The sequence below is a fragment of the Pseudomonas sp. TH04 genome, from assembly GCF_016651355.1.
GTDB lineage: Bacteria > Pseudomonadota > Gammaproteobacteria > Pseudomonadales > Pseudomonadaceae > Aquipseudomonas > Aquipseudomonas fluorescens.
Genome location: NZ_JAEKEA010000001.1, coordinates 5,936,399 through 5,950,612, shown reverse-complemented (window position 1 = coordinate 5,950,612; position 14,214 = coordinate 5,936,399). Strand labels below are relative to the sequence as shown.

General features: G+C 61.8%; 14 protein-coding genes. 4 read left to right on the top strand and 10 right to left on the bottom strand.

Annotation, left to right across the window (positions count from 1 at the left end):
- Positions 1–17: 17 nt before the first annotated feature.
- Genes JFT85_RS26870 through JFT85_RS26860 form a run of 3 tightly spaced genes read right to left on the bottom strand, consistent with a single transcriptional unit; the run spans position 18 to position 3,723 of the window.
- Positions 18–782: an enoyl-CoA hydratase-related protein gene (locus tag JFT85_RS26870; RefSeq protein ID WP_201230732.1), complete on the bottom strand. Its 765-nt coding sequence runs from the start codon at positions 780–782 to the stop codon at positions 18–20.
- A 42-nt stretch (positions 783–824) separates the two neighbouring features.
- On the bottom strand, positions 825–2,123 hold the full coding sequence (locus JFT85_RS26865; RefSeq protein ID WP_171902607.1) for a hypothetical protein: 1,299 nt from the start codon (positions 2,121–2,123) through the stop codon (positions 825–827).
- Positions 2,116–3,723 (bottom strand): amino acid adenylation domain-containing protein, encoded by a 1,608-nt coding sequence (locus JFT85_RS26860; protein ID WP_201230730.1) that lies wholly within the window; start codon positions 3,721–3,723, stop codon positions 2,116–2,118. Before JFT85_RS26860 ends, JFT85_RS26865 begins: the two co-directional genes overlap by 8 nt.
- Before the next feature lie 197 nt (positions 3,724–3,920).
- Between JFT85_RS26860 and JFT85_RS26855 the strand changes: the two genes are divergently transcribed.
- Both JFT85_RS26855 and JFT85_RS26850 read left to right on the top strand, forming a co-directional pair.
- On the top strand, positions 3,921–4,427 hold the full coding sequence (locus tag JFT85_RS26855) for an RNA polymerase sigma factor (RefSeq protein ID WP_201230728.1): 507 nt from the start codon (positions 3,921–3,923) through the stop codon (positions 4,425–4,427).
- Positions 4,424–5,161, top strand: coding sequence for an anti-sigma factor family protein (locus JFT85_RS26850; protein WP_053256933.1), 738 nt, complete (start codon positions 4,424–4,426; stop codon positions 5,159–5,161). The genes JFT85_RS26855 and JFT85_RS26850 overlap by 4 nt, the downstream gene beginning before the upstream one ends.
- On the opposite strand, the gene JFT85_RS26845 is transcribed toward JFT85_RS26850, so the two are convergent.
- From JFT85_RS26845 to JFT85_RS26815, 7 genes are read right to left on the bottom strand one after another with little or no spacing between them, the layout of a single operon-like run.
- On the bottom strand, positions 5,158–6,147 hold the full coding sequence (locus JFT85_RS26845) for a Csu type fimbrial protein (protein WP_169875256.1): 990 nt from the start codon (positions 6,145–6,147) through the stop codon (positions 5,158–5,160). The two genes, JFT85_RS26850 and JFT85_RS26845, sit on opposite strands and share 4 nt — an antisense overlap.
- Positions 6,148–6,163: 16 nt before the next feature.
- Entirely contained in the window at positions 6,164–8,557 is a 2,394-nt protein-coding gene (locus JFT85_RS26840) for a fimbria/pilus outer membrane usher protein (RefSeq protein WP_201230726.1), read from the bottom strand.
- A 42-nt stretch (positions 8,558–8,599) separates the two neighbouring features.
- Positions 8,600–9,385 carry a fimbrial biogenesis chaperone gene (locus JFT85_RS26835; protein WP_053256935.1) on the bottom strand — a complete coding sequence of 262 codons (786 nt, stop codon included), beginning with the start codon at positions 9,383–9,385 and terminating at the stop codon, positions 8,600–8,602.
- A gap of 27 nt (positions 9,386–9,412) precedes the next feature.
- Positions 9,413–9,910, bottom strand: coding sequence for a Csu type fimbrial protein (locus tag JFT85_RS26830; protein ID WP_053256936.1), 498 nt, complete (start codon positions 9,908–9,910; stop codon positions 9,413–9,415).
- Between the two features lie 5 nt (positions 9,911–9,915).
- A complete protein-coding gene (locus JFT85_RS26825) occupies positions 9,916–10,449 on the bottom strand; it encodes a Csu type fimbrial protein (protein WP_201230724.1) in 534 nt (177 codons plus the stop codon).
- Positions 10,450–10,467: 18 nt separating this feature from the next.
- Positions 10,468–11,010: a Csu type fimbrial protein gene (locus JFT85_RS26820; protein WP_078826819.1), complete on the bottom strand. Its 543-nt coding sequence runs from the start codon at positions 11,008–11,010 to the stop codon at positions 10,468–10,470.
- A complete protein-coding gene (locus tag JFT85_RS26815) occupies positions 11,004–11,531 on the bottom strand; it encodes a Csu type fimbrial protein (protein WP_078826820.1) in 528 nt (175 codons plus the stop codon). The genes JFT85_RS26820 and JFT85_RS26815 overlap by 7 nt, the downstream gene beginning before the upstream one ends.
- Before the next feature lie 188 nt (positions 11,532–11,719).
- On the opposite strand from JFT85_RS26815, the gene zapE reads away from it, so the two are divergent.
- Both zapE and JFT85_RS26805 read left to right on the top strand, forming a co-directional pair.
- Entirely contained in the window at positions 11,720–12,814 is a 1,095-nt protein-coding gene (gene zapE, locus JFT85_RS26810) for a cell division protein ZapE (RefSeq protein WP_069551743.1), read from the top strand.
- 39 nt (positions 12,815–12,853) lie between these two features.
- Positions 12,854–14,158, top strand: a complete 1,305-nt coding sequence (locus tag JFT85_RS26805; RefSeq protein ID WP_201230723.1) for a leucine-rich repeat-containing protein kinase family protein — start codon at positions 12,854–12,856, stop codon at positions 14,156–14,158.
- The last annotated feature ends 56 nt before the right edge of the window (positions 14,159–14,214 follow it).

Sequence of the window (14,214 nt, the reverse complement as noted above, 5' to 3'; positions counted from 1 at the left end):
CCGAGTCGATTTTCCTTCTACGTGGGGTTAAACACTGCCGGACGTTTGCAGAGAAACGCCTGCATCCCCTCCTGCTGATCAGGCGTGGCAAACAGGCCATGAAACAGCCGACGCTCCACACGCACGCCGTCGTGCAAGCCCACCTCAAGGGATTGTTCAACGGCCTCTCGCGCCGCCCGGGTGGCTGTCCGGGAGAACCCGGCAATCTGCGCAGCCACTGCCAATGTCTGCTCCATCAGAATTGCCGCCGGGAACACACGGGACACCAACCCAGCTTGATCGGCCTCTTGGGCAGTCATTGGCCGACCAGTCAACACCAGGTCCATGGCCTTGGCCTTACCGATCAGCCCCGTTAACCGCTGGGTCGCCCCCATACCCGGAATCACACCCAACTTGATTTCCGGCTGCGCAAAGGTCGCCGTATCGGCGGCGAAAATCATGTCGCACATCAGCGCGAGTTCACAGCCACCGCCAAATGCGTAACCCGCTACTGCGGCGATCGTTGGCGTGCGCAGACGCGTAAAGGCTTCCCAGCCGACGAAGTAATCCTCGTTGAGCATGTCCAGGTAAGACTTGCCGCTCATCTCTTTGATATCGGCCCCTGCAGCGAAATAGTCCGCACTGCCGGTGATGACAAAACAGCCGACCTGAGGGTCACGATCCAAAGCATCCAGGCTGCTGACCAACTCCGTCATCAGCGCCGAATTCAGCGCATTCTTGACGTGCGGACGGTTGAGCCTGACCAGGACTACCCGACCATGACGTTCCACTAATAAGTGCATAAACACCTCCTCTGATTGATGTTGTCACCCACTGACGCGACCTCAGGAATCCCAGATCGCGCCATAAGCGGGTATGCCTCGCGCTTCCATCTCGTGCACCACACGCTGAGTCAAGGCCTGGTTTGCAATACAGATCACGGCTTCTGCACCTACGGTTTGCACCGCGCCATAAGCCAGTTGCACCAAGTCCGGTTTACCGCGCTCGTCGGTGTCCCAGATCAATGCGCCGGGCTGGGCGCGCAGGATTTCGTCGACCAACTCATCGCCGTAGGTCTTCCTCGGGCTGCGGGTAGACCAGATCAACTGGATCGGCACCTGAGCTGCAAGCAAATGCGGCATGACCGGCCCGATGCCGCTCCCGGTGGCGATATACACCACTGACTTGAACAGGGTTTCCACATTGGCAACGCCAGCCGTAGTGATGCCCTTGACCCATACGTGGCTGGGCAAGTCCTCGATGAAACGCCCGGTCCAATCTCCGGCTCTGGAAATGATCAGGCGAAACCCCGCTTCGCCTGGCGCAGGAATATTCGCAAATGAGTGCCACTCCAGCAGTGGGTTTCGGCTGATCGCGGTGGATGAACCTGCGAAAGGCGTGGTGTGGCTGAAACGGGTAAGGACCGCATGCGTCGAAGGCCTCGTTTGTTTAATGGCCACCTTACGCAGACGCAACCAAGGCGACGCAATACTCAGCGTCAGCAGCACCAGCACCCAGAACGACCCACTGTGCGACAAGGGCGTTGAGGCTTCGCTGGACGCCAGTAACGTCAGCCCCCAGAACAGCAGCAGTGCGCCCCAACCGGCGAACCGATGGACCCGCTCGAAGCCATTGTGAAACCGGCCACGAATCCAGGGCAGCGCCATGACCACGATCAACATCAACAGGCCGAGCAGCACGCTGCTGAGCCACAACCAGGCTGACGAAACGCTGCCCGGCTGCTGCAGATGGCGCGCGACCTGAACACCGACCATGGCCGCAAACCAGCCGGTCGCCGCCACCGCTGCGCCACTGTGCAGCCCCCCAAAGTGGTAGACCTTGGCCGCGCTGCGCCGCACACGTAGCGGCCATGCGAGCGGAACGCGGGTAGCCAGCCAGAACAGTGCGTTGATCAGATATTGCTGGCGAATCAGAATGGCAACCGACAGGTTGATCAACACCATGCCCGAGAGCGTTTCAACTGTGATGGTGTGAACGTCGACAACCATCAGCACACACGCTGCGTTACCCAGCAGCACCACTGCCATCAGGCGGTTGTAGTAAGAAAACATCGGCAGTGACGTCCAGCGGCGCCATAACGCCGGCTTGGGCGGTACGACAGTACGGGTCAGCGCATCAATCATGAGCGGCCTCCTCAGTCGCGAGCGCCAACCTTGCCACGTGCCTCTCCCGAGCCCGTTGCAATAACACTGCCTTGTCGATTTTGCCCCTGGCGGTCAGTGGAAAATGCTCCATCGCGTAGATGGACGACGGCACACAGTAGTAGGCCAGGCGCTGCTGGCATTGGGCTCGGCAAGACTCGACGTCAGCACTGGCAGGCGAGACAAAAGCGACTAGATTGCGGCTGTCCAGTTTCAATGTGACAGCCCGTGTGCAACCATCGCCAGCCTCCAGGGCCGTGGACACGGCATCCAATTCCACACGAAACCCGCGAACCTTTACCTGATCATCGACGCGCCCCAAGTGTTCAAGTTGCCCTTCGTCCGTCCAGCGCCCCAAGTCCCGTGTACGAAACATCATGGCATCACCGCCTATAAAGGGGTCCGGCCGGTAGCGCTCTTGGGTCAGTGCAGGATTGTTCAAGTAACCGGCCGTTACCCCTGCGCCGCCGGCCCACATTTCACCGGTTTCACCCAGCTCACACGCGCGGCCGTGTTCGTCGAGCACATACACGGTGTTATTCGGTGTCGGCTTGCCGATGGTCAATAGGGTGCCAGGCACATGCCGGTGCAAGGTATTGACGATGGTGGTTTCAGTGGGGCCGCAGCCGTTGTAGAACGTGCAGTGCTCGGCCCAATGCTCGGCAAGCGCCTGGGAGCAGGGCTCGCCCGCCACCGCAACAGTCTTGAGGTCAGGGCACTGTTCAGGGTCAAGGCTCGCCAATATCGAGGGTGTTGCGATTAACACGTGACACTGTGCAGCGGTTTGCGCAATGTCTTTACCACGAATCAACAAGGTCGCTCCATGCGCCAGACAACCGAGTATTTCCCAGGCCGCCATATCAAAACCGATATTGAGGATCTGCCCCACGTTGCACCCCGGTGCCATGCCCATCCGCCCCGGCTGCGTCAGCAGGATGTTGCACACATTGCGGTGACTGACACAGACGCCGTTGGGCCGTCCGGTCGTGCCAGAGGTGAACAGCACGAAACACAGGTCATCGGTGTCGGCAGCGGCGAACGCCTGACGGTTGTCCTCGGCGATCCAGGGTGTTTCGGCCAGAAACGTGTCCAGGCTCAGGCAGCGATGGGCCGACGCGGCCGGTATGCAATCGGCCAGGTTCGACAGGGTCAGAATCACTGGGCTGGTCAACGACTCAAGCACCATGCTCAGTTGCAGCGTCGGTACGATTCTGACGTCTTGAGGAACATACGCGGCGCCGACCTTCAACACCGCCAAAAGCCCCACCAGCATGGGAATCGAACGCTCGACGAACAGTCCCACCGTATTGCCGCGTTTCACGCCCAGCTCAATCAGGTGCACCGCCAAGCGATTGGCTTGACGGTTGAGTTGTTCATAGCTGATACGCTGGCCCGCCCACACTGCAGCAATCGCTTGCGGTGACAGCGCCGCTTGAAACTCGATAGCGTGGTGCACACTGTCGTAGGCAGCCTTGGTAGACAGGCCGCACCCCCACTGCTCAAACACGACTTGCTGAGCGGCAGGCAAGTGAGCCAATGCAGTTCGGAAAAATAAACGTTTATCGGTCGGAGAACATGTCATGCATACACCCTCATCAGTTAACCGCCGAAGTTGTTCCCGGCGGTTACGACGATTGATTGAGGTGTGGGAGCTGTATTACAGCCCCTTCTGCATTGCAGATGATCCCTAGTTAGAACCTAAAAATTTCCCACAGCCATTGATGGAATAACTCACGCTGGCTGGCGTCTTCCTCTGCAAAACCGATCAGAATCGCAGCCATGCATGAACTCGACGAACAGTTACGTGAACTCATCCCCAGAATGCGGCGGTTTGCCGTGTCACTGACGCGTAACGCCAGCAGCGCCGACGATCTGGTGCAGTCGACCTTGGAACGGGCGATCATCAGTTGGGCCGATAAACGCCTCGAAGGCGACCTTCGCGCCTGGCTATTCTCGATCCTCTACCGGCAGTTCCTCGATACCCACCGCCGCAGTCGGCGCTATGCACGCATGCTCGAATTCTTCACCGGCCGTGACGACGCGCAGCCCTCGGTGGAGCGCATCGTGATCGCCCAATCGACCCTGCAAGCCTTCGACCGACTCACCGCCGAACAACGCGCCCTGCTGCTGTGGGTGTCGGTCGAAGGCTTAAGCTACAAGGAAGTTGCCGATATTCTGAAGGTGCCTGTGGGCACCGTTATGTCGCGCCTGTCCCGGGCGCGCCAAGCCTTGCGTCAACTCAGCGATGGCGAAATTACCAGCCCTTCCCTGCGGATACTCAAATGATCAGCCTGCCCCCCAGCGAACGCGATTTGCATGCCTACGTCGACCACCAACTGTTGGAGAGCGACCGCCGCGTGCTTGAAACCTACCTGGCGGCCCATCCCGACGTCGCCGCTCAGGTACAGGCGTGGCAGCAGGATGCGCACTTGCTGCGTGCGTCACTGAGCGGTGCCTTGCAACAACCGGCCAACCCCGACCTGGACCCGGCACTGATTCGCCAACGGATCAAGCATCAGTCCCGTCGCCACTTCGCCACCGCCGCCGTGTTGCTGATCGCCGTCAGCCTCGGCGGCGTGGCGGGTTGGCATGCGCGCGAAGCCACTCAACCGCCGATGTTGCCGATGGCCGATGCCATGCAGGCTTACCGCCTGTTTGCCCAGGACGGCATCATGCCCGCCGACTACACGACGCAGGATGGCGGCAGCATGCAGGCTTGGCTGGACCGTTATTTCAACCAGGCGCATCGCCTGCCGGACTTGAGCCCGTCCGGTTTCAAACCGGTGAGCGGGCGCCTGCTCACCACGGACCAAGGCGCGGCAGCCATGGTGCTGTACGAAGACCCGACAGGTCGCCGTATCAGCTTCTATATCCGTCCGCCGGGCCCGGACAACGGTTTCCTGCCCCGTGGCAGCCGCAGCGCCGATGGTTTGCAAGCCGAGTACTGGTCCGGCGCCGGGTACAACTATGCGATGGTCAGCCCGGTGGATCAGCCCTCCACACCGATGTTGAAGTTCTAGAAACCCACGTCCAGGACCACGTTGTCGAGATAAGTGCCGCCCGGCGGGGTGGCCTGGTCGGTGTAGATTTTCGCGTTGTAGTTGAATACCTGGCTGCCGGTGCCCAAGCCGTTGCCCGGGTTGATCTCCGCCGAGGCGCTGGCTCGCCGCGCCGCGCCCACGCTACCCCAGCGGGTGGAGCCCGCCCCCTGGAAGATGTCATAGGCAAGCACATTACTGCCGGACACCATCTGCCGACGGCCGCCCACGCTGACCGGGTTCTGCCCATCGCTGAGCCCGACGGTATACGCACTGCCCTTGGTGCAGGCAATACTGGCCTGCCCGGTGACTGTGGCGAAGGCACTGACCACCGGGGCACTGCCGAATGCGATCGGTGGAGTGGTGATCTGGCAGTCATTGACCACGGTCATGCTGACGTTCAGCGTGGTCGTGCCGCTGTTGATCTCGCGGCCCAGGCATACCCCGCCAATGCCAATGCCCGAGCAATAATTCCAGTTCCAGAAAATGCTCAGGGTCTCGCTGTACACACCCGCCGCCACGTTGCTGCCAAGCGTGGTGGCAAAGTACAGCGGCACTACTTTTGTGCCGGGACCAAAGACCAGCCCCAGGGACGCGGCGATGCCGCCACTGCCGCCAAAATCGAACGCAGTACCACGTGTCATTGGAAACGACGGGGTGTTGTTGGCGTAGATCGTATAGTTGATGACATCTCCGGTCGGCCCGACCAGGCCGCCCTGTGACGAACCGGTGATGGTCGCGTAGAAATGGTCGCTGGAAGTCAATACCGACAGCACCGCCGGGGTACAACTCAAGCCGGCGTTGGTGGTTGAGCTGGGCTGGGAGGTGGTACGCACGGTCATCGAACTCACCGACGTGCCAAAGCTGGCGGGCACGGTGGCGACCACCGAGCACACCGCCTGCACCGGCATCGACACCCCCAGGCTTGATAACAGCAGCCACCCCAACAACCATTCCTTGACCCGCACACGCACACTCCTTATGTCATTGGCACACCAATGGCCCGATCAGCGGCACCTGCGCTTGCGTGGTATCCAGCTCGAATGTTGCCTGGCAGGTCTGGCCGTCGCCCACCGTGACTTGCAAGGTGTTATGGGCCACCAGGTTTTCCAGGTACACCAGGCCGTCCCAGCCCACCACCGCCAGGGCACCGCTTTGCTCATGGCGTACCTGGCTGCCCAGGGGCAGTTCCTGATGCCGGGCATCGATCAGCGTGATGCTCGCCGCGAGCACCCGGCGCAACGGGAACTCAAGCAAGTAGCCGCTGCCCCGGCGCACGGCAACCCGTTGCTCCACATTCGGCACGTGCACGTTGGACGGCAGGTTCAGCGGGTCGATCTCGTATTTGGCGCGATAGTAGGCACTGGTCCACGGCACCAACAGGTGGCCGTTGCGATCGGTTTCGCCCACGACCTGATTTTCGTAGCGCACCGGCACGCCCCCCACGCCATCCGTGCTCACCACCACAAACGCATCGTTGACGCGGTTGGCGGCGAACACTTGATTGTCCATCCATACCAGCGAGCCGGTAGCGTCTGCCCAGCGTGTTTGCGCATCGCTGCTGCCATACACGCCCGCCTGCAACTGCACCGACTGCAGTCGCCAGGTCAGGTCAGCCTGACGATAGGCCGGCCCATCGCCGCTGGCGTAACCCAGGTTGAAGCCCACGCCCCCCTCGACAGGCACCGCACGGCTGTAATTGACCCGCTGCTGGCTTTGCCCGGTTTTACTGCGCTCTGTGCCCAGGCTAAGACTGCCGTAGACGTCGAAGGGCACCACCACTTGCGCCTGCACCGCCCAACTGCTGTCACCGACTTCACGGTTGGCCGACAGGTAAACGCTGCTGTTGCGCCACAGCGACTTGCTCCAGGTCATGTTGACCAGGCGGGTGCGGGAATTGTCGGCGGCCTGCACATCAAAATAGCCCACGCCCAGGCTGCCGAAATCGTTGAGGTTAACGCTCAGAGTCGCCTGCTGGCTGCGCTTGCTGAGGCTGGCGTAGGGGGTGTCGATCAGGCTCAGGTCAGCATATTGATCGCGGCGCTCCACGCGCTGATACGACAGGCTGTAACGCGGGTTGCTGTAGTGGTAGCCCAGGCTCAATTGCTGCCCGGTGCGGCCGTCATACCGGCTTTGGCTGATAGCCGTGTTGAGCACGCCGAGATTGCCGACGCGCAGGTTGCCGCCCACACCGCCCAGGGTCAGGTCATTGGAGGCTTCGGCGTGGCTTTCCAGGGTAACCGTGTCCGACAGCCCGTAACGAAAGGTGCCGCTGGCCACGCCGGGGCCGTAGCCGAAATCGCGCAGGGTGTAATCGCGGCGCAGGTTACCGGCTGCCACTGAGAAGTCTGACAAGCCCTTTTGCAACAGGGTGCTGGTGACATAGAACGGCACCGTGGTCGAGACCTGTCGCCCCAGCGTATCTGTAGTGACTACCACTGCCTCCCCGGCGCCGTTGATAAACGGCACATTGGTGAGGGTGTAGGGGCCGGGCTGAAGATCGGCGCTGCTGGATTTATAACCGTTGATAAACAGGTCCACCGACGACGGTACGGCCGCCTCCCCGGCAAACTGCGGCAACGGGTAGGTGACCAGGTCCGGGCGCACTGCAAAGTCCCGCGACACTTGCACGCCGCCCAGGCGCACCGAGCTGCTCCACGGCAAGGCAGCGCTGATGACGTCGCCCGCTTCATAGGTCAACAAGCGCTCATCGTCGGAGAATCGCCAGGTGGTGTCATAGCGCCGATAGCCATTGTCCAGGCTGCTGCCGACGGTCTCCCGGCCAAGGGTGGTGCGGTACTGGCCGGTATTGGACAAGGTGCCCCAGGTATCGAACAGCCTGACTTCGTTGAAGATGCCGAGGTAGGTGCCCGCGTCATCCGTATCGTTGAGGTAAGCATCGTAGTTGAGCAACGCGCCAAAACTGGTGAGTGCCTGGGTACGCGGGTAATTGTCACGACTGCCGATAAACTGCTCCGGCAACCAGGCGGGTGGCACCGTGAGTATCAGCCGCTGGCCCTGGCTGTCGTAATCGGTGTGCAGGCCAGGCAGACGTTCCAGCGCCACTTCGACGGGGACCTCACCCGGCAGTTTCATGCCGACTTCCTGCAACACCGACGCCGGTAAAAACAGCTGCCCAGCGCGCTGATTGACGGCGACCACGCGGCCGGTGTCCCGCTGATTGACCACCAACTCCAGGAATAACTGTGCATCGGCAACAGCCTCCATACTGCTCGGCGGGGGCGGCAACGGCGCGGCCGCGCCCAGCGGCGCAAGCACCAGCCCGGACAAGCCACTGACCACCCACACCGATCGCCATAGACAACGAGCCCTATCGAGGCTCACCAAGGCTTTGTGTCCATCAATGGACATCTCCATCCGTTAACACAACGGGCTGATCCTTGCCCGACAAGCAGTGTTTTATCGCCCCGGCGCAAGGCTCTCCAATTGCGTTGCACCATTGACGCGTACCTGCAGCGGCTGATCGGCCGGCAGTCCAGCCGGTACTGGCCAGCGCATGGTCGCACCCGGCAGTACATACCCCATCAAGCCTTCCACCAGCGGACGAGGTTGGCCGCCCTGCTTGAATGTGGCATCGGTCAAGCGCGCGTGCACGGCACCCTGGTTGCGCATTTCGACGTAGTTGCGCCCGCCCACGGTGACTTTTTTCCAGCTCAAGTCCGGCTTGCCCGCGCTCTTGGGGTCACGGTCGCGTGTGCCGTCAACCTTGCTCCAAAGGCCGGGGCCATAAGAGAACAAGGGCACCGAATAACGCATTTGGAAACGGATCGCAGCGGCAGTCTTGCCATCCGCAGGCGCCGGCGGAGGCGTCGCCGAAGGGATCTCATCGATGATGATGCGATAGGCCAGCTCCTGGCCCGGTGGCACTTGTTTGGTACGGGTCAGGCGCACCAATTGCTTCTGGCCCGGTTCGATTTTCGCCACCGGCGGGCTGCCAATCACGTCGCGCTGGTTCTGGTACTGCTCATCGAAGCCGCTCTGGGACCAGGCAAACACGCGGATTTGCAGGTTGGCGGTCTCTGTGCCGCGATTTTCCAGCCACAGTGCGCTGGCCTGTTGATCGGCCTCCAACACCGGATCAATGGGCCAGATCAGCACTGAACTGGCCGCCTGGGCCTGCCCCGCCGCCAACCCCAACAACCCGCTCAAACCCGCTGCCCACCAGTGCCGGGACGCTGCATACATAGGTCTTACTCCTCATTGCCAATCGCTTTACCACGACAGTTGCACCTGCAATGTGTCGCTGTACGTCCCCCCAGGCTGATTACCCGGTAACTGCACTCGCCCATAAATTGGCAAGGTAATATTCGCGGCGTTGCTGTAAGCCACGCTGACGCTTTGGCTGATCCCAAGGCTCTGGCTGAAGGCCGCGTCGCGAAACAGCTGATAGCCAACCTGCGCACTGCCGCTATTGAGCTGCAGGCGGCGGCCGCTGTTGTTATGCAAACCGCCATCAACCGTCATATTCAGCGCAACCCCCGGGGTACATTGCAGGGTCACGCCACCGGTAAGCGCGACGGTCGCCGTGCTGGTTGCCAGTGCCGAATACGTGCCGAACGCCAGGCTGCCGTAATTGGCGCCGCCGCCGACCACCAGGCAGCCGGGGGTGATGGTCGCGCTGACCTGGAACGACTGGCTCGTTACCGCCTGCAGCGACACCGGCATTCCCCAGCCGATGCACACCGCCAACGCCCACGCTGCACGGCTCATGGCTCTCAGAACGTCAGGGTCACGTTAACCGTGTCGGTGTAAGTACCCGCCGGCAGCCCCGCCTTGCCATTGGCTTTGCCGTAAATATTCACGGCTTGAGCCACACCGGTACTGGGCGCCAGGTTGATCACCCCACCGATTGCCAGCAAATTCGAATAGCCACTGTCGGTATACAGATCGTAGGGCACGTAATTGGCGACGCCGTCATACAGTGCGCGCGCGCCCCCCGTGGACTTGCCGTCATTGGCGCCGGCAGACACCGTCAATGTCGGCGTGGTACCCGCCGAGCACAGAATCGACAACGCCCCGCCGCCTCCGCCCAACACCTGGCCGTCGGCTTCGGTGAACAGGCTATTGGCCGTACCGAAGTTCAAGTTACCGAAGCTCATCCCGCCGGTGGCCGCCGCGCCATTGACCTGGCAGCTGCTGGTCAGCACCAGGGTCGCGCTCACGGTGCCGGCCACGGTCGCCGCCTGCGCGCCCGACACCCACACCAGCGCGATCAATGGAAAAACTGCTTTCGATACGAGTGCATGCATGATCTTCATCCTCATGGTTTACCAATCCAGAGTCACCGTCAGGGTGTCTGTGTAGATGCCGGCCGGTAGGGCCCTGGTATTCGCCACCACCGAGCCGAATACCGGGATCGGTACTTGTGTGCCCTGGGCCACGACGAAATTGTGTTGCTGGCCGATGCTGTAGGCGATGTGGCCTAGCGCGTCAGCGGACAGCCGATACGGAATGGTGTAGCGCCCGTTGCTCAGGCGTCGCGTGGTGCCGTCACCGTGGGCACCGCCGTCAATGGTCACCGTGAAGCTGCTGACCACCGAGGGGTTGCACGACACCGACACCGGGGCACTGGCGCCGTCAGTCACCCCGGCGCCCAATGGGTTGCTCCATGTCGGGCCCTGGCTACCGAAGTCGAGCAATGCACCGCCGCCCGAAGGGCTGACCGGTGCGCCCTCAACGCCTTTGCTTACTTGGCAACTGGCAGTGATCACCAGGCGTGCGTGGATCTGCCCGGTGACTGCCGCCTGGGCGTCGTCGGCCAGCAGCAACAGGCCGCCCATCGCCACGAGGGCCCAGCCCCGGCTTACCATGTGACCGTGACCTTGAGCAGGTCGGTGTAGCGACCGACGGCGGGGATGTCCTTGAGCGGTTCAATGCGCCCGTACAACGGCAGATCGACACTGCCGGAGTCCGGCACGCGACCGCTCAGGGGCTCATTCACGGGCAAGGGGATACGCCGCGCGGCGTCGGCGTAGAGTCGGTAAGCGATGGGTGGGGTGGAGGATGTGGCGGTGGTCAGGTAGCGCACTTCGCCCGTGCCGCCATGCAGGCCGCCATCCACGCGCACTTGGTAAGGTGTATCAGGGTTGCATTCCAGGCGCGGTTGGCGCTGGCTGATCAGCGCCGCACTGAGCGGGCCGGCCGCGTCGTCCAGACGCGGGCCGCTGCCGAAATCCAGTACGCCAAGTTGCTCGATGCCAGCACTGCGGGTGGTGCCCACCAGCTGACAACCGCGCTGCACTTCAATGCGCACCTCAACCTGAAGTTGCGCAGCGTGCAACGTGTTACAGAGCATGGCGCCCATTACTGCCAATACTGCTCGTCCCTTCACAGCCCCAATTCCTTATACAGGGGTGACAACTTTGTATGAGGTTAGCCATTTAACGATAAACCGCCAGTTCGGTCAGGTTTTGCCGCCATCCATGCCTTTTCGAGATAGCTGCCGGCGCCCTTCTCTATTGGTCAAATCACGCCGAGCGCCCTAAAGTGAGGGACCACAGAAATACAGAGTGAATCGCATTGGCTGTGCTTTCCTTGATTCAGCGTCTGCTCGGTAACAAAACGGCTACCCCGGACGCGTCCCCGATCGCGCGTTTTTTTCAGACGAAGGCCGAGCAACAGGGCTATACCCTCAGTGCCGGCCAAACCCGGGCAATCACTGCCCTCGCTCGCGAAACCCAGCACCTGCTCGCCGGGCGCCCCACCCGCAGCCTTTACTTGTATGGCCCGGTGGGGCGTGGCAAAAGCTGGCTGCTGGATGGCTTTTTCCAGGCACTGCCGATTGCCGAGAAGCAGCGTGTGCACTTCCACACTTTTTTTGCCCGCCTGCACCGGGGCATGTTCAAGCACCGTGAGCATGACGACGCCCTGGCCGCCACCCTGAATGAGCTGCTGGCGGGTTGCCGGGTGTTGTGTTTCGACGAATTCCACGTCCACGACATCGGCGATGCCATGCTCATCAGCCGGTTGTTCAAAGCGTTGTTCCAGCGCGGCGTGCTGGTGCTGGTGACCTCCAACTATGCGCCCGAAGGGTTGCTGCCCAACCCGCTGTACCACGAGCGGTTCAAGCCGGTGATTGACCTGATCGCCGCGCGTATGGCGGTGTTGGAGGTCAGCTCGCCCGAGGACTTTCGCAGCTTGCCCCAGGCCCATGCCGAACAGCGCTTTACCGGCGGCCAGTATGTATGGCCGGGTACCACCGACCAGCGTGAAGCGCTCGGGTTGCCCGCCACACAAGGCCCGGCACACGCCCTGACGGTCGGCAACCGCCAGCTGGTTTGCCGCGGCCATCAGGCGCGCACCATCGTGTTCACCTTCAATGACCTGTGCGAACAGCTCACAGCCGTCATGGATTACCTGCTGCTATGCGTGGACTTCGACCACTGGGTGATCGATGGCCTGCCGCCACTGGCCGAGTGTCCCATTGCTGTGCAGCAGCGTTTTATCAACCTGATAGACGTGCTCTACGACCAGGACAAACGCCTGACCCTGATCGGCCAACAGCCGTTGACCGCGTCTCTGGAAGGCCAGGCCATCGACCTCGCCCGCACTGCCAGCCGCCTGAACCAATTGCAAACCGTCTGCCCGCAACGTGCGCCCGACCCGGTATCATGAGCGCCTTTTACCGCCTATTGCCGAGTGACCGCGCCGTTCATGAATACCCTCGACCAACTCAAGACTGGCCAATTGGCCGGTACCAAGCGTCTGGACCTGTCCTGCGGGCTGACCGAATTCCCGCAAGAGATCTTCGAGCTGGCCGACACCCTGGAAATCCTCAACCTCACGGGTAACGCCCTGAGCAGCCTGCCGGACGACCTGCATCGCCTGTCGCACTTGCGGGTGCTGTTCTGTTCGGACAATGCGTTTACCGCGCTGCCCGAATGCCTGGGCCAGTGCGCCCAGTTAAGCATGATCGGCTTCAAGGCCAACCAGATCAGCCATGTACCCGCCGCCGCGCTGCCGCCGCAGCTACGCTGGCTGATCCTCACCGACAACTGCATCAGCCAACTGCCCAGCGAATTGGGCGAGCGGCCGTTGCTGCAGAAACTGATGCTGGCCGGCAACCATCTGGCGCACCTGCCGGAGAGCCTGGCCAACTGCAAAAATCTGGAGCTGATCCGCATCGCCTCCAACCGTCTGACCCAACTGCCGGAATGGCTGCTGACGCTGCCGAGCCTGACGTGGCTGGCCTATGCCGGTAACCCGGTGGAAATGGCCGTGGACGTGGCCGCTGATGACGTGACGCCGAACATTCCCTGGTCAGAACTGGACCTGGGCGAAGTGCTCGGCGAAGGCGCCTCGGGGATCATTCGTAAAGCGCGGTGGGCAGCAGCGGCCAAGCCTGTGGCCGTCAAACTGTACAAAGGCACGATCACCAGCGACGGTTCACCGCTGCATGAAATGCAGGCGTGCATCGCCGCCGGTTTACACCCCAACCTGATCAAGGTAGAAGGCCGCATCAACGGTCATCCCGATGACCAAGCCGCACTGGTCATGGACCTGATCGATCCGAGCTACCGCAACCTGGCGGCATTGCCGAGCCTGGCGTCCTGCACACGCGATATCTACGCGCCGGACACGCGTTTCAGCGTTGAAGTGGCGTTGCGCATGGCACGCGGCATTGCCTCGGTGGCAGCCCACTTACACCGGCACGGCATCACCCACGGCGATTTGTACGGCCACAATATTTTGTGGAATGCGGCAGGCGATTGCTTGCTCGGGGACTTCGGCGCGGCGTCGTTCCATGCCACGGCGGACACCTTGGAAACCCGGGCATTGCAGCGCATCGAAGTGCGCGCGTTTGGGGTGTTGCTGGGGGAGTTGCTGGAACGGATCGACACCGCGTTCAACGACGAGGCACTGCTAGACCTGCAGAAACGATGCTGCCAGCCGGATGTGTTGGCGCGACCGGGCTTCGAAGAGATCGAAGCGCTGCTGAGCGCTCAGCCACACCGCTAAACCCATGTGCGAGCGGGTTTGCTCGCGAATGCGGCGTGTCAGTCAGCTGATCTGGC

Coding starts and splice junctions, on each gene's coding strand:
- JFT85_RS26835 (WP_053256935.1), bottom strand. CDS start 9,385: ATGTATGCAGCGTCCCGGCACTGGTGGGCAGCGGGTTTGAGCGGGTTG.
- JFT85_RS26870 (WP_201230732.1), bottom strand. CDS start 782: ATGCACTTATTAGTGGAACGTCATGGTCGGGTAGTCCTGGTCAGGCTC.
- JFT85_RS26855 (WP_201230728.1), top strand. CDS start 3,921: ATGCATGAACTCGACGAACAGTTACGTGAACTCATCCCCAGAATGCGG.
- JFT85_RS26850 (WP_053256933.1), top strand. CDS start 4,424: ATGATCAGCCTGCCCCCCAGCGAACGCGATTTGCATGCCTACGTCGAC.
- JFT85_RS26820 (WP_078826819.1), bottom strand. CDS start 11,010: ATGGTAAGCCGGGGCTGGGCCCTCGTGGCGATGGGCGGCCTGTTGCTG.
- JFT85_RS26865 (WP_171902607.1), bottom strand. CDS start 2,123: ATGATTGATGCGCTGACCCGTACTGTCGTACCGCCCAAGCCGGCGTTA.
- JFT85_RS26805 (WP_201230723.1), top strand. CDS start 12,854: ATGAATACCCTCGACCAACTCAAGACTGGCCAATTGGCCGGTACCAAG.
- JFT85_RS26830 (WP_053256936.1), bottom strand. CDS start 9,910: ATGAGCCGTGCAGCGTGGGCGTTGGCGGTGTGCATCGGCTGGGGAATG.
- JFT85_RS26860 (WP_201230730.1), bottom strand. CDS start 3,723: ATGACATGTTCTCCGACCGATAAACGTTTATTTTTCCGAACTGCATTG.
- JFT85_RS26825 (WP_201230724.1), bottom strand. CDS start 10,449: ATGCATGCACTCGTATCGAAAGCAGTTTTTCCATTGATCGCGCTGGTG.
- JFT85_RS26840 (WP_201230726.1), bottom strand. CDS start 8,557: ATGGAGATGTCCATTGATGGACACAAAGCCTTGGTGAGCCTCGATAGG.